The organism is Undibacterium pigrum (genome assembly GCF_003201815.1).
Taxonomy (GTDB): Bacteria; Pseudomonadota; Gammaproteobacteria; order Burkholderiales; family Burkholderiaceae_D; genus Undibacterium; species Undibacterium pigrum.
The window spans coordinates 13,590-34,756 of record NZ_QJKB01000015.1 but is presented as its reverse complement, the minus strand read 5'-3'; the positions used below and the strand labels follow the sequence as shown (position 1 = coordinate 34,756).

Annotated in this window: 23 protein-coding genes; 10 read left to right on the top strand and 13 right to left on the bottom strand. The window is 52.7% G+C overall.

What is annotated here, in order from left to right; genetic code table 11:
- Positions 1-136 precede the first annotated feature (136 nt).
- Positions 137-529, top strand: coding sequence for a hypothetical protein (locus DFR42_RS25640; protein WP_110257913.1), 393 nt, complete (start codon positions 137-139; stop codon positions 527-529).
- Positions 530-547: 18 nt separating this feature from the next.
- On the opposite strand, the gene DFR42_RS25635 is transcribed toward DFR42_RS25640, so the two are convergent.
- Both DFR42_RS25635 and DFR42_RS25630 read right to left on the bottom strand, forming a co-directional pair.
- Positions 548-1,000, bottom strand: a complete 453-nt coding sequence (locus tag DFR42_RS25635; protein WP_110257912.1) for a cache domain-containing protein — start codon at positions 998-1,000, stop codon at positions 548-550.
- A 154-nt stretch (positions 1,001-1,154) separates the two neighbouring features.
- Positions 1,155-2,195, bottom strand: coding sequence for a pyridoxal-phosphate dependent enzyme (locus tag DFR42_RS25630; RefSeq protein WP_110257958.1), 1,041 nt, complete (start codon positions 2,193-2,195; stop codon positions 1,155-1,157).
- A gap of 150 nt (positions 2,196-2,345) precedes the next feature.
- On the opposite strand from DFR42_RS25630, the gene DFR42_RS25625 reads away from it, so the two are divergent.
- Positions 2,346-2,963 (top strand): glutathione S-transferase family protein, encoded by a 618-nt coding sequence (locus DFR42_RS25625; protein ID WP_110257911.1) that lies wholly within the window; start codon positions 2,346-2,348, stop codon positions 2,961-2,963.
- A 166-nt stretch (positions 2,964-3,129) separates the two neighbouring features.
- Here the strand turns inward: DFR42_RS25625 and DFR42_RS25620 are convergent, their stop codons facing one another.
- The 3 genes from DFR42_RS25620 to DFR42_RS25610 all read right to left on the bottom strand — a co-directional run bounded on the left by DFR42_RS25620 (position 3,130) and on the right by DFR42_RS25610 (position 5,608).
- Positions 3,130-3,606 (bottom strand): Lrp/AsnC family transcriptional regulator, encoded by a 477-nt coding sequence (locus DFR42_RS25620; RefSeq protein ID WP_110257910.1) that lies wholly within the window; start codon positions 3,604-3,606, stop codon positions 3,130-3,132.
- Positions 3,607-3,698: 92 nt separating this feature from the next.
- On the bottom strand, positions 3,699-4,631 hold the full coding sequence (locus tag DFR42_RS25615) for a TIGR02285 family protein (protein ID WP_110257909.1): 933 nt from the start codon (positions 4,629-4,631) through the stop codon (positions 3,699-3,701).
- 134 nt (positions 4,632-4,765) lie between these two features.
- Positions 4,766-5,608, bottom strand: coding sequence for an oxidoreductase (locus DFR42_RS25610; RefSeq protein ID WP_110257957.1), 843 nt, complete (start codon positions 5,606-5,608; stop codon positions 4,766-4,768).
- A 168-nt stretch (positions 5,609-5,776) separates the two neighbouring features.
- Here DFR42_RS25610 and DFR42_RS25605 point away from each other — a divergent pair, with 168 nt between their 5' ends.
- The 3 genes from DFR42_RS25605 (at position 5,777) to DFR42_RS29365 (ending at position 7,497) form a co-directional block, all read left to right on the top strand.
- Positions 5,777-6,718, top strand: a complete 942-nt coding sequence (locus DFR42_RS25605; RefSeq protein ID WP_110257908.1) for an AraC family transcriptional regulator — start codon at positions 5,777-5,779, stop codon at positions 6,716-6,718.
- A gap of 144 nt (positions 6,719-6,862) precedes the next feature.
- The gene (locus tag DFR42_RS25600; RefSeq protein WP_110257907.1) at positions 6,863-7,333 is read left to right on the top strand and encodes a putative signal transducing protein; all 471 of its coding nucleotides are present in this window, start codon (positions 6,863-6,865) and stop codon (positions 7,331-7,333) included.
- A gap of 5 nt (positions 7,334-7,338) precedes the next feature.
- On the top strand, positions 7,339-7,497 hold the full coding sequence (locus DFR42_RS29365) for a hypothetical protein (RefSeq protein WP_170133682.1): 159 nt from the start codon (positions 7,339-7,341) through the stop codon (positions 7,495-7,497).
- A 504-nt stretch (positions 7,498-8,001) separates the two neighbouring features.
- On the opposite strand, the gene DFR42_RS25595 is transcribed toward DFR42_RS29365, so the two are convergent.
- The 3 genes from DFR42_RS25595 to DFR42_RS25585 form a co-directional block, all read right to left on the bottom strand.
- The gene (locus tag DFR42_RS25595) at positions 8,002-9,021 is read right to left on the bottom strand and encodes an alpha/beta hydrolase (protein ID WP_110257906.1); all 1,020 of its coding nucleotides are present in this window, start codon (positions 9,019-9,021) and stop codon (positions 8,002-8,004) included.
- A gap of 485 nt (positions 9,022-9,506) precedes the next feature.
- Entirely contained in the window at positions 9,507-9,980 is a 474-nt protein-coding gene (locus tag DFR42_RS25590) for a MarR family winged helix-turn-helix transcriptional regulator (protein ID WP_484418684.1), read from the bottom strand.
- 195 nt (positions 9,981-10,175) lie between these two features.
- Positions 10,176-11,804 (bottom strand): methyl-accepting chemotaxis protein, encoded by a 1,629-nt coding sequence (locus tag DFR42_RS25585; RefSeq protein ID WP_211324421.1) that lies wholly within the window; start codon positions 11,802-11,804, stop codon positions 10,176-10,178.
- Positions 11,805-12,142: 338 nt separating this feature from the next.
- On the opposite strand from DFR42_RS25585, the gene DFR42_RS25580 reads away from it, so the two are divergent.
- The 3 genes from DFR42_RS25580 (at position 12,143) to DFR42_RS25570 (ending at position 13,477) form a co-directional block, all read left to right on the top strand.
- The gene (locus DFR42_RS25580; RefSeq protein WP_110257955.1) at positions 12,143-12,535 is read left to right on the top strand and encodes a PRC-barrel domain-containing protein; all 393 of its coding nucleotides are present in this window, start codon (positions 12,143-12,145) and stop codon (positions 12,533-12,535) included.
- Positions 12,536-12,831: 296 nt separating this feature from the next.
- On the top strand, positions 12,832-13,218 hold the full coding sequence (locus tag DFR42_RS25575; protein ID WP_110257904.1) for a PRC-barrel domain-containing protein: 387 nt from the start codon (positions 12,832-12,834) through the stop codon (positions 13,216-13,218).
- A gap of 64 nt (positions 13,219-13,282) precedes the next feature.
- Positions 13,283-13,477 carry a hypothetical protein gene (locus tag DFR42_RS25570; RefSeq protein ID WP_110257903.1) on the top strand — a complete coding sequence of 65 codons (195 nt, stop codon included), beginning with the start codon at positions 13,283-13,285 and terminating at the stop codon, positions 13,475-13,477.
- Between the two features lie 516 nt (positions 13,478-13,993).
- Here DFR42_RS25570 and DFR42_RS25565 read toward each other — a convergent pair.
- Complete coding sequence (locus DFR42_RS25565) at positions 13,994-16,246, bottom strand: AsmA family protein (RefSeq protein WP_110257902.1); 2,253 nt, start codon at positions 16,244-16,246, stop codon at positions 13,994-13,996.
- A 178-nt stretch (positions 16,247-16,424) separates the two neighbouring features.
- On the opposite strand from DFR42_RS25565, the gene DFR42_RS25560 reads away from it, so the two are divergent.
- Both DFR42_RS25560 and DFR42_RS25555 read left to right on the top strand, forming a co-directional pair.
- Positions 16,425-16,961 (top strand): ferritin-like domain-containing protein, encoded by a 537-nt coding sequence (locus DFR42_RS25560; RefSeq protein ID WP_110257901.1) that lies wholly within the window; start codon positions 16,425-16,427, stop codon positions 16,959-16,961.
- 119 nt (positions 16,962-17,080) lie between these two features.
- Positions 17,081-17,383 carry an ElaB/YgaM/YqjD family protein gene (locus DFR42_RS25555; RefSeq protein ID WP_110257900.1) on the top strand — a complete coding sequence of 101 codons (303 nt, stop codon included), beginning with the start codon at positions 17,081-17,083 and terminating at the stop codon, positions 17,381-17,383.
- A gap of 60 nt (positions 17,384-17,443) precedes the next feature.
- Here DFR42_RS25555 and DFR42_RS25550 read toward each other — a convergent pair whose 3' ends face one another.
- Genes DFR42_RS25550 through DFR42_RS25535 form a run of 4 tightly spaced genes read right to left on the bottom strand, consistent with a single transcriptional unit; the run spans position 17,444 to position 21,115 of the window.
- Complete coding sequence (locus DFR42_RS25550; protein WP_110257899.1) at positions 17,444-18,091, bottom strand: ABC-type transport auxiliary lipoprotein family protein; 648 nt, start codon at positions 18,089-18,091, stop codon at positions 17,444-17,446.
- The gene (locus DFR42_RS25545) at positions 18,088-19,032 is read right to left on the bottom strand and encodes an MlaD family protein (protein ID WP_110257898.1); all 945 of its coding nucleotides are present in this window, start codon (positions 19,030-19,032) and stop codon (positions 18,088-18,090) included. Before DFR42_RS25545 ends, DFR42_RS25550 begins: the two co-directional genes overlap by 4 nt.
- Positions 19,017-19,913 (bottom strand): ABC transporter ATP-binding protein, encoded by an 897-nt coding sequence (locus DFR42_RS25540; RefSeq protein ID WP_110257897.1) that lies wholly within the window; start codon positions 19,911-19,913, stop codon positions 19,017-19,019. The genes DFR42_RS25545 and DFR42_RS25540 overlap by 16 nt, the downstream gene beginning before the upstream one ends.
- Complete coding sequence (locus DFR42_RS25535) at positions 19,913-21,115, bottom strand: MlaE family ABC transporter permease (RefSeq protein WP_245937091.1); 1,203 nt, start codon at positions 21,113-21,115, stop codon at positions 19,913-19,915. Before DFR42_RS25535 ends, DFR42_RS25540 begins: the two co-directional genes overlap by 1 nt.
- Positions 21,116-21,167 lie beyond the last annotated feature (52 nt).

Genomic DNA, 21,167 nt, shown 5'->3' with positions numbered 1-21,167 from the left:
TGCACATCTCTTCTTCACTCACACAAACAGATCTTGCACAGATGGGTCCCAGCCTGCGTTGGGGTGGCCTGAATACAATTTGGCTTGATCAATCGACTTCCCTGTTATTTTCCTCCAAGCTCAAAGTCCTCATCACATGCTCGCAAAATTAATCAGCTCTACAGGTGAAGAAGGTGAGGCCATGATCATTGAGATCAAGGGCAGGCAAATAACAGGCATGGACAATGTTGTCTATTCTGCTTTGCCTTATCCACAGCAAGGTAAAGAATTTGAGGTCAAGTTCACATGTATGTTTGATGATGACGCCGACATCGGGGTAAACCCCTTTGAGGAACTGGCACTCGTCTCTACTGGCTTATGGTCTTACCGTGTCCTGGCCAAACTGGTCAGCGTAGATAGCAATGACGGCATTGCATTGGCAGATTGTGGCGCATGCTTGCTGCCCATTCCTGTGGAAGTAAGTGATCCTGATTGCCTGGGACGTTTTATTGGTTTTGATATTTTGCGGCTCGATATTTGGCGAGGATGACAGCTAGTTCAGGCTGCCTTAATTGCCCTTATAAATCCCCGCTTCCAAGGTGTAATCACCGCTGCGCACATAGTAGGTGGATTTGTTTTCCAGTTGTTTGGTGACAGGATTATTGTAGCGGTAATCTACCCAGCCTTTACCCTTGGATTTTGCGCCTTCAACGATTTCCTTGCGGAAGAATTTACCGTCGGCGTCAGGCAAGACTATCATGTTCTTGCCTACCAGCTTGGGATTGATGGGATGTGCCAGGGTGGTGCCGTCCAGGCTGCGCACGACGAGATAAAGGTCGCCTTTGACGAACTCAGGATTTTTGTTATTCACTTCCTTGATGAGTGCTTCAACACTGTTTTTCTTGACGTAGGCCAGACCTCTTTCAACCATATCTATGGCATCAGCCGGGCTGTCAGCATAGGCATTCGGGAAAATCATGGCACTTAACAAAGCCAGAAAGATCAATGCAAATCGCTTCATGATGTCTCCCGATATGATGTTATTTTCTTAGTATAGGCACAGCGCATGGCCGAGACAAGATAAATTGAGGCCTTGCTTGCCATGAATGTGCATCATCTCCATGATACTGAAACGATGCCGTTCGCCGGGAGTTGCAACTTAGCATGTCAAATCATTAAAGTACGGGCAGCGCACCTTCCGTCACCACCAGCAACACACAACTATCTTCATCCAGCCCATGCTCTACCCTTAATGCCGGGTCTGCTGCGACATGCAGCAAACCTGCCAGGCCAGCGCAGCCAGATGCGGTGCTGGCCGGGCCGCCGTGGCTTTGCATGATGCTGATGGCAGCCTGTAATTGCGTTTCGCTGACGCTGACGGCGCTGGCCTGGTGTTGCAGCAAGATCGCCAGCGCCGGGGTGGATGCCAGGCCGCAGGAGAGCATCTGGGCACTGGTCTCAAGCTCGCCAGTGACATTGAGCGGATGGCCAGCTTGCAGGGCCAGGGCGACGCAGGCGGCTGATGCAGGTTCGACGACGATGATGCGGCGAGGATCACACATGCTGGCATACAAACCCTGCGCCATCGCGGCCGCCAGGCCACCTACGCCTGCCTGTATGAAAAGGTGACTTGGACGCTGTGCATGTTGAGTTGGTAATTGCTGTTGTAATTCGGTACAAATCAGGCCATAACCATCCATGACGTCTTGCACAACGATGTCATGCGGGTCTGCCGAGGTGTCTGCCACCAGCAAGCCTGCGCCCTTGCTGGCTGCTGCAGCTGCTTGCAAGACGGCTTCATCATAGCTGCCCTTGATCCAGACGACTTCACCGCCCAGGCGCTGTATGCGCTCTGCCCTGGCTGCGGCCACGCCCTCTGGCAAATAGATGATGGCCTTTGTACCTGCCCTTTTGGCTGCGGCTGTTACTGCCAGGCCGTGATTGCCATCGCTTGCGCAAATGAGTCTGGGTAGCGTGCTGGCTGTCTGCAATTCTTCCAGCGTCGCTATGCCTGTGGCACGTGCCAGGGCGCGCAAGGCGGCGACCATGCCGCCCAATACCTTGAAGTTGCCCAGCGGGCGCTGGTTTTCTGCCTTGACCAGAACGCGCCCGACTCTTGCAGCAGCAGCCAGTTGTGGCAAGTCCAGCAAGTCTGTGGCCTGATAAGCATCCAGCAGGGATGATGCCTGTATTTGGTGTAGTGATGTGGTTTTCATTTGCCCAGTGTAAAGGCGCAGGAAAAATCTGCGCCGCAAAGATGGCTGCAACTTGCTAGAAAAACGCAGAATCAGGCCGACCATTGCGCCGAAAATGCGCGAGACCAGGACTAGCATTAGTGCAGTCTCTCACTACATGAAAACATCGCCATGCAATTACTTTATCAAACCCATTCTCCCTACGCACGCAAAGCCCTGGTATTTGCACATGAAGCTGGCCTGGCTGGGCAGCTGGAAGTTATCCACCATGAAACCAGCCCGACCAAGCGCAATGAAGCCGTCTATGCACAAAACCCGCTGGGAAAAGTGCCGGTATTGTTGCGACCAGGCTTGCCACCCATTTTTGATTCTGATGTGATTTGCGAATACCTGGACAGCCTGCACACGGGCCGCCCACTGATCCCCTTGCAGGGTGAAGCACGCTGGCATGCCTTGCGAGTGCAGGCCGTCGCCAAGGGTATGGCAGACTCTGGTATTGCAGTGCGCTGGGAAACCTCACGCCGCCCGGAAGCCTTGCGCTATCCGCCACTGCGTGATGGCCATACGCAAAAACTGCTGGCCAGTTATGACTGGCTGGAGCAGGAACTGGATGTGGATGGCGCTGTGCATGTTGGCCATATTGCAGTGGCCACGTCGCTGAGCTGGCTGGAGTTTCGTGAGCTGCCCGGCTTCAGGGAACAAAGACCAAAATTGACGGCCTGGTATGAAGCCTTCATCACGCGGCCATCCATGCTGGCGACGCCTTTGTCGGGTGAAACCCAGGATTAATAAAGAGCAGAATAAATACGCTTGCCCAGGCATCGTAGGAGCGGCTTCAGCCGCGAACATTTTTGCCGTGTCTGTCGCCTCAGCTTATATCAGCTTTTATCAGATACATCAGCCATTCGCGGCTGAAGCCGCTCCTACAGGAAACGGTGCCAGCGCTTTTCTGAAATTATTCAGCCTCATCCAGCGGTACAGGGATATTCAGCCCGCGCTTGACCAGCCCCAGGGCGACGTTGGTGGTGTAGCGTTTGACGTTGGCATTTTCTTGCAGCAGGCGCGACATCAGTGCTTCAAAGGCTTCCATATGCGGTGCCGTGACGATGAGGACAAAATCAACTTCACCGGTGACATAGAAGGCTTGCTGTATATGTTCCTGCTCATTGAGCCATGCACGCAATTGTGCCAGCAGTTCTGGCCGCTCGCGTTCGACTTCCAGCGAGACGATGAAGAAATTGGGGCGGCCTATCTGCGCCGGGTCAAGCACTGCGGCATCACGCACGATGACTCCTTGCTCGCGCAAACGGCGCAAGCGCCTTTGTATGGCCGAAGGTGACAAGGCCACCTGTTCGGCCAGGCGCTCAGCCGCCAGGCTGGAATCTTGCTGAACCAGATTGAGTAACTGGCGGTCGAATCGGTCAAGTTGCATGGTGAATATAAGCTAGGTCGTAAGCAGTGATCTGGTAGGGAATTGTAGCATCTGGAACTTCCAGCTTATTGATGAAACTGATTTGTGCCAAACTATTTACGCGGTCTTGCCTTGACAGGAAAAGCCAGGTTAAACACCTGACGCGCCAGCGGGTGAGCATCTTCAGGCAGCCAGCCTTCGTAATAAGAGGCGATGCTTTCCAGCAGATCGCGGCGGGCCAGGACGGCATTGATCTGTTCTATGGCTAGTTCGCCAAACGGGCTTTTGGAACAGGCCACATACCCCAGCAGGAAAGGGGGCTGTTCTTGCAGGGGATAGAATTTCAGGTCTACAAAATCTGCGCTGTCACGACCGTTCAAAAAACTGGCTTCATAGGGGTAGCCGAGGATGAGGTTGACACGTCCCAGGGCATTCATCTGGAACAGGCTTTTCGCGGCATTGGGGGCGCTGTTGAGGAAGATGTTTTTCTTGCCCTTCTCCTTATACATCTGCAATAGCTCATCAATGGCAGCACCATAGCTGCGGCCACTTTGCACGCCAACGGTCAGGGTTTCATCTTCCAGCAAACGACTGAGGCTGAGTTTGTCAGCCGCACCCAGATAGGGGCGCAATTGCGCAATCTGTGCACGCGGTATCATGGCACCCGGTGGTATCTGGGCAAAGAATGGCGTCGAGAACACCATGGTTTTTTCACGCTCGGCATTTTTAAACAAGCCCAGTGCGCAGGCATTGGGTTCATCCCTGAGCATCAATTCCAGACGCTTGAGCGGCACGTGGATAAGCTTGTGCTGGTAGGCAGGCAAGGCAGGGATGACATGGCGTTGCAGAGCAAGATCAAGGATGCCCTCCGCCTTGTTTGGCCCATCAGGAATATACAGCGGCGGCAGCGGGTAGACATACCAGTTGATCTCGCCCGCAGTCTCACCTGCGGCCTGGCTCATGCCACTGGCGAGCAAGCCTGCGGCCAGGGCTAAGCACCTGAACCACTTCCCTGCCAACGCATGCAGACATGAAGCACCCCGCATTCACCCTCCCCTGTTCATTACTTGTCAATAATACAGTGCAAGTATGTCACATTTTGCATATTTGACAAAGAAGGAAGAGAGGCGTTTTTGCAGGGTGCGCAGTACGCACGACGCACCCTGCTGTGAAACCTGATCTATGCAAAATCCCCATCCGTCGACACCGACAACACCCGCCATTGTTGCAATTCCTGCTGGTGTTTTTCCAGGCTGGCAGCGACGACTTCTATCGCATCAGAACCGGCTGCATAGCGCAATGGTGGTTCTGCCATATTGCTGATGGCCAGCACCGCTGCGCCCAGCTTGACCGGGTCACCGGCTTGCTGGTGGTTGTAGCTGGCAAAAGTCTCACGGCTGTTGATGCCGCTCCTGGCATAGTCGGCAATGGTTTTGTCGCCATAGCGTACCGAAGTCTGGTCCAGAAAATCTGTCCTGAAGAAACCGGGCTCGACGATAGTGACGTGGATGCCAAAGCGTGCCACTTCCAGCGCCAGCGATTCAGAAAAACCTTCTATGGCAAACTTGCTGGCGCAATACACGGATGCGCTTTCAAAACCGGCCACGCCGCCTATTGATGACAGGTTGAAGATATGCCCGCGCCTTTGTTCACGCATGACAGGCAAGGCAGCGCGTGCCATATTCATGCTGCCATACACATTGGTCTCGAATTGCTGGCGGATTTCTGCGGTGCTGATTTCTTCAAACAGGCCTAGTTGCCCATAGCCAGCATTATTAACCAGCACATCGAGACTGCCAAACTGTGCGCAGGCGGCTTTCACTGCGGCTTGTGCCTGGGCTTCATCATTGACATCCAGCGTCAGTGCCAGCACTTTGTCACCATAGCTGGCAAACTGGCTTTGCAGTTTGCTGATATCGCGGCCAGTGACGACGACTTTGTCGCCACCATCCAGTGCAGCCTTGGCGATGGCTGCACCTATGCCACGGGTGGCACCAGTAATTAACCAGGTTTTTTGTTTCATGATCTGCCTTTCGAGTAGGACCGCTGATTGCGGAATGTGGCCATGATAGGCAGACAGCAGCACAAACTAAATGCCGGAAACTTTCTGATTCTTGCCTAATCCTATTACGCCTGGCAAATTTGCAGCGATTATTGCTATGATGAATGCCTGTTCCTCTTCATCACACTTATGCAAAACCAGCACGATATCAACCAGAAACTGGCAGACATGGTGGCGAGCCTGGCGCTACAGGAAGGCTTTACTGCCTCGGCGCTGGACTACGTGCATTTCATGCGCAGCGACCATGCCTATAGCCGCACGCCTGTCATGTACGAGCCCTGCATCTGCATCATCGTGCAGGGGCGCAAGCGTGCCTATCTGGGAGATGCCATGTTTGTCTATGATGCGCGGCAATACCTGGTGGTCTCTGCGCCCATGCCCTTTGAAGCCGATACTGAGGCCAGCAGCGAGCAACCCATGCTGGGCATCCATGTAGGCATACAGCACGCCCTGGCAGCCGAACTGGCGCTGGCGGTTGAGGAGGCACAGATTACTGCCCCTGCAAACCCGGCCAGCGCAAATGCTGCAGCGGCCTTCATGTATGCCACGCAGGTAGACGACACTCTGGCCCAGGCGGTGCTGCGCCTGCTGCAAGCCCTGGCTTCGCCGCTGGAGGCAAAGATACTGGCACCTGCCATCGTGCGGGAAATTTATTTCCGCATACTCATGGGTGAACAAGGTGCAGCCATGCGCGCCGCCCTCAGCCAGGGCAGCCATTTCCAGAAAATCACCCGCGCCCTGCGCAAGATACATGATGGTTTCAGCGACAAGCTGGATGTAGACAGCCTGGCGCGTGAATCCGGCATGAGCCTGCCCGCCTTTCATCTGCACTTCAAACAGGTAACCAGCACCACGCCCATCCAGTACATCAAGGCCATGCGCCTGCACAAGGCACGCCTGCTGATGATACGTTCTGGCATGAATGCCTATACCGCCTCGAATACCGTGGGTTATGAAAGCAGCTCGCAATTCAGCCGCGAATTCAAACGCCTGTTTGGCCGCAGCCCGCTGGAAGAAGTCAGGCAGATGCGTACGGCCTTGCGCATGCATGAGGGGGCTGGGCTGGCCTGATCTTTATTTCGGCTCTCATTGAGATCATCGCTGCTCAAGCGGCTGGTGTATACTTGCGTCAGCATATCTGCATCATGATATTTTTCAGCGCGCTCCATATCCATTATCAACACTACCGGCCCGGGCTTTTTCTGCGTCCAAAGTATGTCTCAATCAAAAGATTTAATTACCATCGCCACCTTCCTCAATCCCTGGGATGCCCATATCTTGAGGGGTTTGCTGGAGTCTGAAGATATCCCGGCATGCCTGGCGAGTGAGCATCAGATCTGGCTCAACTGGCAATGGTCCACAGCCCTTGGTGGCGTGGATTTGCGTGTGCCTTATGCGGCGCAGGAGCGCGCCAAAGAAGTGCTTGCGCAATATATGCAGGGTGATTATGCCTCTGCCCTGCAAGAGGCAACGGAGGCTGAGTTTGGCGCTGCCGACCAGCCAGACACTTGCCCGCATTGTGGCAGCAGCGATATCTCATACAGCAACACAAATCCGGGCATGCTCAGTGCTATCGGTATCTATTTTTTTCTGGGTGTTATCGTGCCACAACCCCGCAAAATAACATGCATGGCCTGCGGTCACATTTGCAAAGAAAAGTCTCTTGAAGATACAGGCAAGAACTAAGGAACATGGCTTGTCCTGGCTATACCCTGCAGGCTGTCATCAATGGCATTATGCTGCCAGCAGTAAGTTTCGGCGATGACAATGCCAGCATCACTGCGGTGACGGTGGAAGATGATCCTGTGGCGGGGGTTTACAAGCTGGATGTGGTTCAATCAAAAAACTGAGTGCTGTCTGGTCTTTTTCAATACAGATAAATGTCCTGCAGGGCGCACCGTGCGCACCATCGCTGTGTAGCATTTTAAAAGACGATGCGTGCGGCACAGCCTGAAGGTCTGGAAGTGCTATTAACTCGTAGCTTGGGCTACGGGGTATCAGCCCAACACTTGGTTTCAAAAAACGTATACGTCATTTGAACGCCCAGTGTTGGGCTGATAAAGCGCAGCCCAACCTACGTGCTGAGTGCTGTAAAGTCTTTTTCAATGCCAAATACAAGGTGTGCCCTACGGCTTGACTTGATATTTGATTGTGTTTTTGAATAAGACCGAAAATCTCACCACAGAGGCACAGAGACACAGAGGGGCACTGAGGGATTAAATATCTCGTAGAACTCGCTATGGCTTGCAGTCTGCCATATGTTCTCCTCTGTGCCTGCTCTGTGTCTCTGTGCCTCTGTGTTGAGTGGTCTTGATGTTTTAAAGTTTGCAAGCTGCGTTAAAAATGTACGCCCCTTACTTCAGACTCGCCTTCAATTCCCCACCCGCCTGCAACATCGCTGAGCGTACTGCCGGTACTTTGGCCAGCACATTCAGCAAACCAAAATCATGGATCATGCCCTTGTATCTTACCGTTGTGACCTTGACGCCTGCTGCATCGAGCTTGCGGCCATAGGCTTCGCCTTCGTCGCGCAGCACGTCGAATTCTGCGGTTTGTATCAACGCTGGTGGCAAGCCGGTCAGTTGTTCAGTGCTGGCACGCAAGGGGGACGCATAAATCTCCTGGCGTTTGGCGGCATCGGTGGTGTAATTATCCCAGAACCATTTCATCATATTGCGGGTCAGGAAATGGCCTTCTGCAAACTGCTTGTAGGATTCGTTATTGAAGTCAGCATCCGTCACTGGCCACAACAGGATTTGTGAGCGCAGTTTGGGGCCGCCCTTGTCTTTGGCCATGAGGCTGACCACGGCTGCCATATTGCCACCGACGCTATTGCCTGCGACTGCCAGACGGCTGCCGTCGACCTGGATTTCCTTGCCATGCTCTGCCACCCATTTGGTTGCGGCATAGGCCTGTTTGATGGCAACGCCATAGCCTGCTTCTGGTGAAGGTGTATAGTTGACGAAGATGGCGACAGCGCCGGATTCTGCCACCAGATCGCGCACCAGTCTTTCGTGAGTAGGATAGTCACCCAGTACCCAGCCACCGCCGTGGAAGTACATGAAGCCGGGCAAGGTTTTTTTGACGCCAGCCGGACGCACGATAGTGAGTTTGATATCGCTACCATCAAGCCTGATGGTTTTCTCAGACACATCAGCCGCAGGCAGCACCAGCTTGACACCAGCTTGTGCACCAACCAGCACGCCACGTGCATCAGCCACAGGCAATTGTTCCAGTGGCTTGCCACCACCAGCTTCCAGCGCCTGCAGGAAGGCTTGTGTAGTCGGTTCAACACCAGGGCTACCCGCGGCAAAGGCGTTGCTGATGGAGAGGCTGATAGCGGTTGCAGCGAGGAGCGATTTCAAGTGTGTCATGATGATTTCCTTTTCATGTGATGGCAGTGGGATTACTGCGATTTGGTGCTACAAAAAAAAGCTTCTGATCGTCCTGTGATATTGCATGGACGATTTACTTCATTTAATTAACCAACCATTAAATAGTGCGCTATATATTTTAAAAACTGCTGAAGGCGAGATAAGTTCTTTTCTCTCGACCTCATTCAGCTAAATGAGGTGCGCATTACTTCCTCTTTAATGTTGCGCTTCCTAACTACACTGTAGGAGCGGCTTCAGCCGCGAATGCCTGCATGACCCGAACGTCTGGCACGGCAACAATGCTCGCGGCTAAAGCCGCTCCTACAGCTATATTAATACGCTATTAAATAGCGCACTATATATATTAAAGACAAAAAATTAAAACGACTCTCTTGCATGGATCAAGACATGCAACTCATTTCATATGTATCAATACCAGATTATCCTGGCCAGGCCTCAATGAGCCTCAATGGCTTCCATGGCCGTCAAACATTCTTCATCAAGGCTTCACGCAAGGCCAGTATCTCCTGCTTCAGATCGCGCGCCTGGTCGGCTGAACATTCTGTGGCACACAAGACTGAAGTCGGCAGGCTTGCTGCCTGCTTGCGCATGTCGCTACCTGCCCTGGTCAACGAAATAATTACCTGGCGTTCATCCGCTGCCGACCTGACCCTGGTGATCAGCTCTTGCGCTTCCATGCGCTTGAGCAAAGGCGTCAGGGTGGCCGAATCAAGTATCAGGCGTTCACCTATGTCATTGACGGTTTGTTCATCCTGCTCCCACAAAACCATGAGCACGAGGTACTGCGAATAGGTAATCCCCATTTGCTTGAGCAACTTGCGGTACAGCTTGTTCATTGCCAGCGAAGTCGAATACAGGGCAAAACAAAGCTGGTCACCCAGTTGTGGCGTTGAACTTTGGTTTGCTGATTTGCTGGTTGCGGTTTTCATGCTTTGCATTTTAAATAGCGCGCTATTTATTTGCAAGCTATTTTTAAAATATTTATTTGAAGTGCAAGATTTAGCCTGCCCAATATCTACTTTTTGTTTGGACGAAGACCAAAAATCTCACCACAGAGACACGGAGAACAACATTGGAGATGACATACATATTATCTGTGGTGAGTGGTCTTAAGCTTTTAGCCTTGAACCAGCCTAAGTACGCACCAGACGCAAATTAGGCCGCTTGGGTGCTTCTTCCACTTGCACTTCGGTACTGACGACTTGCAGTTGCGTTTGCGACCTGGATGATGCGCTGAGTTTGAAGCCGCTGCTCAGTTGGGCCAGGTGGGTGGCTTGTTGTTCCAGTAACTTGGCCGCCGTGGTGGCCACACCTACCATGACTGCGTCTTTGAGGCTGGCATGGTCCATGTCGCTGATGGCGTGGGTAACTTGCCTGATACCGGCTTCCTGCTTTCTGGTGGAGACATTGATCTCGGTCATGAGATCGCTGACGCGATGCATGGTAGCCAGCATTTGCTCAGTGCCTGCATTGCTCTGGCTAATGAGTCTGCTGCCGTTGTCCAGTTTTTCGCGCGATTCATTGAGGATGTTTTTAATTTCCTTGACGGCACAGGAGACACACTGCGCCAGGTCACGCACTTCTGGAGCAATTTCAGTGAGTCGCTGGCCTGTGTCGCTACCACTGGCGTCTTCCACTGTGGCTTTCAGGGTCAGGGTATCAATCTGGAAAGCAAGTTCATCTATCACCTGGACGCTGTCAAAAATCTTGTCAGACGCATGTCTGATCTGTGTCATGGTGTTTACCGCCCCACTGGCAGCAAGCGCGCGTTTGGCAGCCAGCTCGCTGGTATCATCAGCCAGTTGCACGGCCTGGCGTGCCTGCTCGCCATGATGGCGGACAGATGAACTCAGTTCCTTCATCGCGGCGCTTGCCTTTTTGCGCGCATTTACCTGTAGCTCAGCACGTGAAGACAACATCATATTGCTGCTCAATATCTGCCGGGAAGTGCGGCCTATATTGGCGGTATCGACACGCATGTCCTTGACGGTTTTTGCCAGCCCGGATTGCAGGGATTGCATGGAAGTCAGCAGGCTGGCTTCATCATATACTTCTGGCGTGATGCTGACATCCAGATCGCCCTCGGCAATTTGCCTGGCTATCTGTGCTGCATAGGCAGGTTCACCACCAAGCTGATGATAGATGATATGCACCAGGAAATACGCCAGCACTGCCGCCAGTACCAGGCCCAGTGCCAGTGCAGCAAACATGAGATTGCGCACTGTGCGATAGCTGGCGTCTGCCGCTTCAAATTCTTTTTTTGCCGTGTCGAGCTGCATGCTGTGCAGGCTGCTCATGCTGGCAGAGATGGGGGCTTGGAGCTTGTCAGCAAGCTGGCTGATTTCCTTGATTTTTCCAGTGGCAGAATTTTGCAAGGCTTCTATGGCAGGCAAGGTGACAGCATGGTCATAGGCGATGCGCAGGCGGGTAAATTCATCGGATTTGGTCCGCGCTTGCAGCGACATGGGCATGGCTGCAAAATCTATCCATAGCTGGTCTATGAAACGTCTGTCGCGCTCTATATTGTCTGCACTGCCTTTCAGTTTTTCTGGCGCAGTATCTGCCTGTGCAGTCAGAATGGCGTGGCGATTGCTTGATAATAACTGTTCTATGCGTGAGAGATGGGCCAGGCCCAGGGTGCGGTTCTGATAGCCGGTCTGCAAGCCATCATGCAGGGATTTCATTGCATACAGGCCAGCCAGGCCAAGCAGTATCATCAGGGCACTCATGATGCCCATGATGAGTAAGAGTCTGGTCTTCAACATCGTCTTCATTGTGCTGCCCCGATCGTCAATCTCTACAGATAAATAAAATAGCAAAAGAGTACGACGCCTTGCATTAACAACAAACTACACTGGCTGTCCTTCTCTGGCTGATTAATAAGTTATAGGATAATTGCCCAATGGAAAACCACATTTAGCAATGTTTGACTGTCGGCAATATGAATTCACAATCCATGTATCAGGATAGCCATGATTGCCTTGTCATTTTGCTTCTGCAAAGGTATAAAAAAATACTTTTTGCTATGTGTGTTATCGAACTGTTCATATCGGCGATAGGGCGCATCATCAGGTTTCTACTCACAGAGAAGGATTTGATTATGCTGGATACTACTTACATCCCTAATGAACCTGGCAATCTGCATAAAGGCCCGGGCCCTGAACTGATGGGTGCCAATACCCTGACAGGTGACAGCGTTGTCAACGAAGCTGAGGAAAACCTCGGTGATATCAAGGAAATCATGCTGGACATGCGCACTGGCCGTATCGCCTATGCAGTCGTGGCTTTTGGCGGCATTTTGACCATAGGTGAAAAACTGTTTGCCGTACCTTGGTCTGCACTGAAACTGGACACCGTCAACAAGCGTTTCATCCTCAATATCGACAAGAGCCGTTTTGAAAACGCACCTGGTTTCGACTCTGACCGCTGGCCAGACATGGCCAACCAGGCTTGGGCAGATTCCATCCATAGTTACTACGGCCTGCCATTGTAAAAACATGGGGAACGATGACATAGCCATGATGTCTTTGTCCCTCAGAAAGTTGCACTTCATCTGCATTTCATCCGCATTTTATCTATGTTGATGAATAGAAAAACTGGTGTTGCAAACGATACATTTGCAGCGCCAGTTTCTATAAAATTCACAAGAATTTCTCCCTGCATAATTTGCATCTCAACGCTTACAGCATACTGCTGCCAAAAAAATTTTCTTCATGTGTACGCTATCGAACTGAGCAGCCTGGTCAGCGCGAGCATACTGTAATCTCTAATTGCATTGAAGGAATGATGATGATTGATATTAATTCCAACATTTACGATCCCGTCCCCAGTGGCAACGAGCATAAAGGCCCAGGCCCCGAATTGATGGGTGCGCGTACGCTGACTGGTGACAACGTCGTCAACCGCGCTGATGAACATCTGGGTGAAATCAAGGAAATCATGCTGGACATGCGCACAGGCCATATTGCCTATGCCGTGGTCGCTCATGGTGGCTTGCTGGGCATAGGCGAAAAACTGTTCGCCATCCCCTGGTCAGCACTGACGCTGGATACTGCCAATAAACGCTTTATCCTCGACATCGATAAAAGCCATTTTGAAAACTCACCCGGCTTTGATCCTGATCAGTGGCCAGATATGGCAGACGAGATCTGGGTAGATTCAGTGCATAAGCATTAAGTACTGAGCACTAAAGCACATGCGAAAAAAGTAAAGATATAGCCTCACCACAAGGAGAACCACCATGGACTACACAGAAATGCAATTTGCCTTCAAGGTATACGAAAAAGCCCTCAACAAACGCAGCCGCCATTTGTTCCGCACGCCAGAACCCAAGCGCGATGCTGAAGAAGAAAGGTATACCCTGCAAATGGCCGTCAATGAAGTGCTGGCAGAAACACGTGAAGTAGCAAACATGATCAGGACCAGTCACTACTAAGACATTTGATTGAATGCTTATTGAATGTTTACCATCAGGCCGCTATCTCATTGATGCGGCCATTTTTATTTTGTAGGAGCGGCTTTAGCCGCGAATGATCTGCCGTGTCGCCCCTTGCTGGTGGTTGCAGATGTTCGCGGCTAAAGCCGCTCCTACGTGGTGTGCGAACTCCCCTAACAGGCTTGACCATAGTCATGCCAGGTTGAGATCAATATGCCTGGCTGCATTTTCTTTGTAGGAGCGGCTTTAGCCGCGAATGATCTGCCGTGCCGCCCCTTGCTGGTGGTTGCAGATATTCGCGGCTAAAGCCGCTCCTACGTGGTGTGCGAACTACCCTAACAGGCTTGACCATAGTCATGCCAGGTTGAGATCAATATGCCTGGCTGCATTTTCTTTGTAGGAGCGGCTTTAGCCGCGAATGATCTGCCGTGTAGGCCCTTGCTGGTGGTTGCAGATGTTCGCGGCTGAAGCCGCTCCTACGTGGTACGGGGCGCTATTCCTGCCCCGCTTCTGGTATTACTTCTTCGCCGTTTTCATCAAGGTCGCACAACCACCAGCTTCATCTGGCCCGGTATTTACCAGTGGCAGCAAGGCTGCAAACGGGCTGAGCAAGGCCAGGCCTATGGCACCGCCGGCACGCATCGCCATCACCCCTTTATCGACAGAAATTTTAGGGTGCAGGAAAGTACCGCGCACATACAGCGGCGCCCGCAGTGACAATACACGCAAGCCCTTGGTATTAGGCTTGATGGTCAGGTCCAGGTCTTCTTTTTGCAGGTTAATACTGCCGGTGATATCGATCAGAGCTTCTTCGGTATCAATCAGAAAACTCCGCGCATTCATCTGGCCATTGGTCACAGTAAAGTCAGCCAGCATACAGTTCAGCTTTACCTGTTTATCCCCGGACAAACGCGTCAAAATAATATTGCCAATATTGAGACCCATTTCTTCCAGCAAGAGTTTGCTGACCGTGCCATGATCCAGCATGCTGCTGATCTCACCATTGGATGCCCCCAGCAAGGCGGCGACGGACTGGCCGGTGGCAGTCAGGTTGGCATCAGCATTGATTTCACCTACGGTCAGTTTTGAAGTGGCCAGCGTTGGTATCAGTTTTTGCAGTTGTATATGCCTTGCAGTCACCCGCATTTTGGCCTGTATGGGCTGCGCAAGGGAAGTTTCATCCTGGTCGCTGTCTTTGTCTTTGTCTTTTCCTTTACCGCGACCATTCCCATCGAGGGTGATGTAGGCCTGCATTTGCCCACCGGCCAGCTCAAACTTCAGCGGCAACATGGTGATCACGCCATCTTTCATGATGAGCCTGGTTTGCAGCTTGTGTATGGGCAGTTCTTTTTGCCGTATCAGTTTGGCGGCACTCAGGGTTACGTCTGCATCTATGCTGCGCCAGCGTTCAGTACGGAAATTTTCTACAGGCAAGAGCTTGTCACCAGGCTGCACGGCAGCCGCGCCGCGCTTGAGTTTATTGGCATTGGAGTCGGCACCAACCAGCGGAGCCAGATCGGCAGATTGCAAGACTTCAGAACTCATATTGCCTTGCAACAGGGGGCGCATTTGCTTGGCCTTCCTGGTCTGGTATTCAAAACTGCCAGCCAGGTCGCTGGAGCCTACCTTGCCGGTGAATTTTTCATACTTCCAGTGATTGTCTATCTTGCCCAGGGTGGCACTCAGATGCCCTGCCGTGCTATAGGCTGGCGTCTCTGGCAAGACTATGCCTGTCAGTGCATACAGGCGCGCCATGCTGTTGCCGGTAATTTCCAGATGCATGTCAACAGCGGCCAGTTCGCTGGGCTTGGTGATGCTGCCTTCCGCACGCACTGTGGTCTGTCCCATCTTCAATTGCCCCTGTATGGGGAAAGGCAGAGTCTGGCTTTGCAGAGACAGGATGGCACCTGCCTTGCCGCTGCCAGTAACGGCCTCGTTATACAGCTTGCCTTGCAGAGTCCAGCTAATGCCGTAATTGGCTTCAGTGTTAAGGCTTTCTATATTGGCAGTGATGTCGGCATGACGGATGGCATCGATGTAATGCACCTTGCCCTGCGCGAGCACTATCCTGTGCAATTCCAGCCGCCAGGGCGAGGCCTTGGTACTTTTCTTGAAGGTCCAGTTATTGCTGCCATCGGCAAAGCGTTGCAGGAACAGGCTGCTGTCCTGGAAGCGCAGCAAGGGTATCTCCAGCCGTTTATCCAGCAGGGCCAGGGGGTTGAGTGAGAAAGATACCTCGTTGATGCGTGCCATGTCTTCTACGGCGACTGCATCAGGTGCCTTAGTTGAGGTTGAGGTTGAGGTTGAGGTTGAGGTTGAGGTTGAGGTTGAGGTTGAGGTTGAGGTTGAGGTTGAGGTTGAGGTTGAGGTTGAGGTTGAGGTTGAGGTTGAGGTTGAGGTTGAGGCTGAGGCTGAGGCTGAGGCTGAGGCTGAGGCCGACGCAGATGCCGCCGCAGGTTTGAGGGGTGCCTGCTGCATGTCCGGCGGCTGGCCTATGCGTATGTCCTGGGCCTGCAAATGTGGCCATGGGATCTTGCCGCGCCAGCCTGTCGCTGTTTCTGGCCCGCTGAGCTGCTTTTCCCAGGTCAGCGCCAGGTTGCCGCGTATGCTGAATGGCCGTCCCAGGGCTTCGCTGGTACGTTCATTGAGCCAGGGCTTGGCGCGGTTCCAGTCCATATTGAGCAGGATCACGATACAGATGGTCAGCACGCTGACGATGCTCAATAAAATCCAGAGGCTGATACGTAATATTTTATTGTTGGGCTTCATGAAATATCTTTTTCTTTCTTTTGCTTTCTTATGCCAGCCTCAAGCCTACTGCAAAAGCAGATTGCTCTATGTACGCCAGCGTACTGACATGCTTGCTGGCGAGGCATATAAAGGAGGCTAAGGCGAAAAAAATTCGTCTTCACGACCTCTTAATTTTACTTTTAACCGGAAAATCATCATGCATGAAGTCAATAGCAATCTCCGCAATGGCATGGACACTGCTGCCATACGCGAAGCAGCCAGGAATCTTGATGACGGTGCTGTCACGGCAGGCTATCAAGGCAATCGCGAAGAAGTCATCGCTCTGCTCAATGGCGCACTGGCTACCGAACTGGTCTGCGTCCTGCGTTATAAACGTCATTATTACACCGTCTCGGGAGCACATAACGGGCCTATCAAGGCCGAGTTCCTGGAGCACGCGATAGAAGAACAGGGCCATGCCGATCAACTGGCAGAACGCATCGTCCAGCTCAACGGCAAACCTGATTTTAACCCGGCCTCGCTGACTGAGCGCAGCCATGCCGAATACGACGATACCGAAGACGTGGCCGCGATGGTGAAAGCCAATCTGATCGCCGAACGCGTAGCGATTGAATCTTATCGCCAGATGCTGGAGAGAATAGGCGACAGCGACCCGACCACGCGACAAATGCTGATAGGCATCATGGCGAAGGAAGAAGAACACGCCGATGACATGAAGGATTTGCTGTCCTGAGATTCGCAGTAACAACGTCAGCATCAGTACAGTTTTATCAATGCACTGAATAGCGTATATCCATATTTTATTTAATTTAGCTATTTTATGTAATTTTACTCACCGTAAAGGAAACCATCATGTTCAAATCCAATATCCGTGCTATCAACAAAGATATCAAAATCCTGCTGCGCGATGCGCAAGACCTGTTTAGCGAAGCTGCTTCCCTGAGTGGCGAAAAAGCCGAAGAAGCCCGCGCACGTGGCGTTGAACTCATGGAAGAAGCACTGAAGTCTGCCCAGAATGTACAGGACACTGCCCTGGCCTCAGGCAAGGAAATGGCAACGTCTGCCAATGTCTACGTCAAGGAAAATCCATGGAGCAGCATAGGCGTGGCCGCCAGTGTGGGCTTGCTGGTAGGCTTGCTGGTCTGCCGTAAATAAAAGAAAACGGCTTGTCATGAACAAGCCGTAATTCAGATGTACTTAAAAAAGCAACCTGTATCAAGGTTGCTTTTTTCTTGCCTGTGCTGATTGTGTGATTTGATCTACGCAAAAAGCCCGCAATTGTTGCAATACCTGGGCCACGGCCTGGTTGGTCGCGACTACGCCGCCGTAGGCATCTTCAGTGGCAGTGGGGATGCTGACACCAAACTCGCGCCAGGCGATGATTTGCTGATTTTGCCTGGACGACAAATGGGCGCGCAATTTGAAATTGAGATGGCTGGGTGTGGTGCCAAAGTCTTGTTGCAGGTTGACGATTTCCAGATCCAGGCGGTAAGTCGTCAGCACCGCACTGGGTGCCTGCAAGACTACCTTGAAGACGCCGCTGGATTCCAGTGCTGTGGCAACCAGGGGCATGAGCATGACAGCCGGTGGTTTTTGCCACTGGCTTTGCTGGAATTCTTCCACCTGATAAGACTGACGGGTGTACAGCATGCGGCTGGTATCAAAACCGGCAGCCGCGCGGATACTGCCCACCAGGATACTCGCCGTGGCAGTGGCTGGTGCAGGCGAACTACCCGGCGCGACTGCATCGAGGCGATAGACTGCCATCGGTGCCACATTGGCAGGTTGCAGGGCAGAACAGCCAGCAAGGGCGACTGCCAGCACGGTTAATAAACTGGCTGTGGCTGGACGTGGGTGCATCATGGTTTGACTCCTTTGGTTTCACCCGGGCCAGGTGGTGGCGCATGCCGCCCCCTGATCAGGCTGCTGGGATTTTGTTCTGTCTGTTCTATGAGACGGGTCATGGAGGCTGACAATGTTGCCAGCTCGCCCATCAGCCTTTGCATTTCTGGCAGGGTATCGCTGCTTAACTGGCGCACACCGCCACCAAGTTCATCGGCAGTTTTTTTGGTGCTGTCACTGGCTGCGCCCGCTTTATCAGCCATGATCGCCAGTGCATCGGCGCTCTTGCCCACGCGCTGGAACAATTCCTCGATCTTGGCACTGGCCCTGGCAGTATTGGCAGTGGTGACAGCGGCATTGTTGATGGCCATGCTCATCGCTGCTTTTTGTGAATTCAAGGATTCCATAAGGCTGGAAGTATTGTGCAAAATCTTGCTGAAGGCAGCGCGGTTTTCATCGTTCAGGACGGCATTGACATTGGCCGCAGTGCGGTCAAGATTGGCCAGCACGGCGCTCAATACATTTTCCAGCCTGGCGCTCAATGAGGGCTTGGTGGGTATCTGCGGATAAGGCTGGCCGTCTTTTGCCTGCAACAACGGTGCATCAGGTGAACCGCCACTCAGTTCCACATAGGCGATACCGGTCAGGCCCTGGGTTTTCAGCACGGCCAGGGTGTCAGTCTTGATGGGTGTGCCTTCAATAATCGAAAACACCAGGCGCACCTGTTGTGGATTGCTGGGGTCCAGGCGTATGGTGCGTACCTTGCCCACATTCACCCCCTGGTATTTGACGGGTGCATCCAGGTTCAGACCCGCAACCGATTCATTGACGATGGACTGGTACAAGACAGTTTGCTGGCGCTTGCCAAGACCAACTGACAGCCATAGTACAGCAGCAATCAGCAAGGCCCCCAGTGCCAGCACAAAGGCTCCGACGGCGGCATAATTTACTTTGGTTTCCATGGGTTTTCCTGTGTACTATTTTGATGATTGTTTTGCGTCTTATTTTTGTTCTGTTCGCTTTCCTGATGCCCAGCCTGCTGTTGTCCAGCCTGCTGCTGCGCTGCCCTGCCGCGTGCGCCATCAAAATAATCGCGGATAACGGGGTGCTGCAACTGCGACAATTCTTCCATCGTCCCTACTGCCAGCACCTTGCCCTCTCCCAGCACAGCCACTCTGTGGGTGACTTGCCATAACAAGTCAAGATCATGGGTAATCATGACAATGGTCGGCTGGTATAACTGATGCAAATGCCGCAATAGCGCGTCAAGGCCACCGGCACTGGCGGGGTCCAGCCCGGCTGTTGGTTCATCAAGGAACAGGAGTTCCGGGTCCAGCGCCAGCGCCCTGGCCAGGGCTGCACGTTTCAGCATGCCGCCACTTAATTCTGTCGGATACAAACCGCCAGCTTCTGGCTTGAGGCCACTCAGTGACAACTTCCAGGCAGCAATTTCATCGATGCTGCCGTCATCGAGTTCACTGTGTTCACGTAGCGGCAAGCCTATGTTTTCTGTGACGGTCAGCGTGCCAAACAAGCCGCCTTTTTGAAACATGACACCGCAACGCTGGCGCAAGGAACTGGCTTGTTCATCACTGATGCCAGCCAGGTCTATACCCAGTACCTTGACCGTGCCAGAATCCGGCTTATGCAGCAAAATCATTTCGCGCAGCAAAGTCGATTTGCCAGAACCGCTGCCACCAACGATGGCAAAAATCTCGCCACGGCGTATCTGTAAATCCAGCCCCTCATGCACGACCTTGTCGCCGAAGCGGGTGCAGACTTGCTGCATTTCTATGGCATAGTCGTAGCTGGCTGGTGTCGCTGTGGGGTTCTCTTCACTCATCAAAGTCCCAGCAGGTTAAAGATGACCGAGAACACCGCATCAAGCACGATGACGATGAAAATTGCCTGCACCACACTGCGGGTAGTCTGGCGGCCCACGCTGTCAGCATTGCCCCTGGTACGGAAACCCTGGAAGCAACCGATGACAACAATCACTATCGCAAACACCAGCGATTTACCTATGCCTATCAATAAGGTCTTGAGCGGGATTTCTGTCGCAAAACGGTCTATGAATTCATGCATGCCCACATCCAGCTGGCTGGCAGCCATCAACATGCCACCGACAACACCAATCAAGTCGGCAAACAGGGTCAGCAAAGGAAGGGCCAGCATCAGCGCCACCAGCTTGGGCAGCACCAGCAATTCTATGGGTTTGATACCTATGGTTTGCAGGGCATCAATTTCTTCTGTGACCACCATGGTGCCTATCTGCGCCGCATAGGCAGAACCCGAGCGACCAGCAATGATGATGGCGGTAATCAGCGGTGCAAATTCGCGCAGCATGGCATAGCCAACCAGCTCAACCACAAAGATATTCGCGCCATAATGCTTGAGCTGGTCTGCCCCCTGATAGGCAATCACGATACCGAGTAAAAATGAAGTGACGCCAACGATGGGCAAGGCCGCGAAACCGGCTATCTGGATATTGTGCAGGATGGTACGGCCACGCCAGCGTCGTGGATGAAAAAACAGGCCCAGCAGGCTCATGGCAGTTTCACCGATAAAACTCAGCAGTGCCAGATTGTCTTTGTAGACATCAACAGCGGCTTTGCCTGTTCTTTCCAGCAAGCCTGGTTTCTTTTCTTTATCGGTAGTGGCGGGCGGTATATCACTCAGGCCGTCAAGCATTTTCTGGTATTGCGCAGGCCAGCCCTGCATGCTGAGTTGCACACCGCTGTCACGTAATTTTTTCAGGCGAGACTGCACTATCCAGGCTGTGATGCTGTCGATTTTTTGTATCTGCTGTCCATCCAGTTGCAGGCTGTCAGGATGGCGCAGCAACAGGGTATCAAGCTGACGGACAACCTTGCCCAGCTGGCCCACTGTCCATGTGCCAGAAAACTGCAAGACACCCGGCGCGGTTTGCGTAATGCTGGCTGGCATGGGCGCAGGATCATTGGCAGCCCGCGGGCTGGCAATATTACTCGTCACTTTGGTGACAGGTTTGACGAGGCTGACAGGATGACCAGGGGCGGCGGGCATGATGATTTATTATTGGATGCACATGCTGCCTAGCTTGCCGTGTAATTGCGGC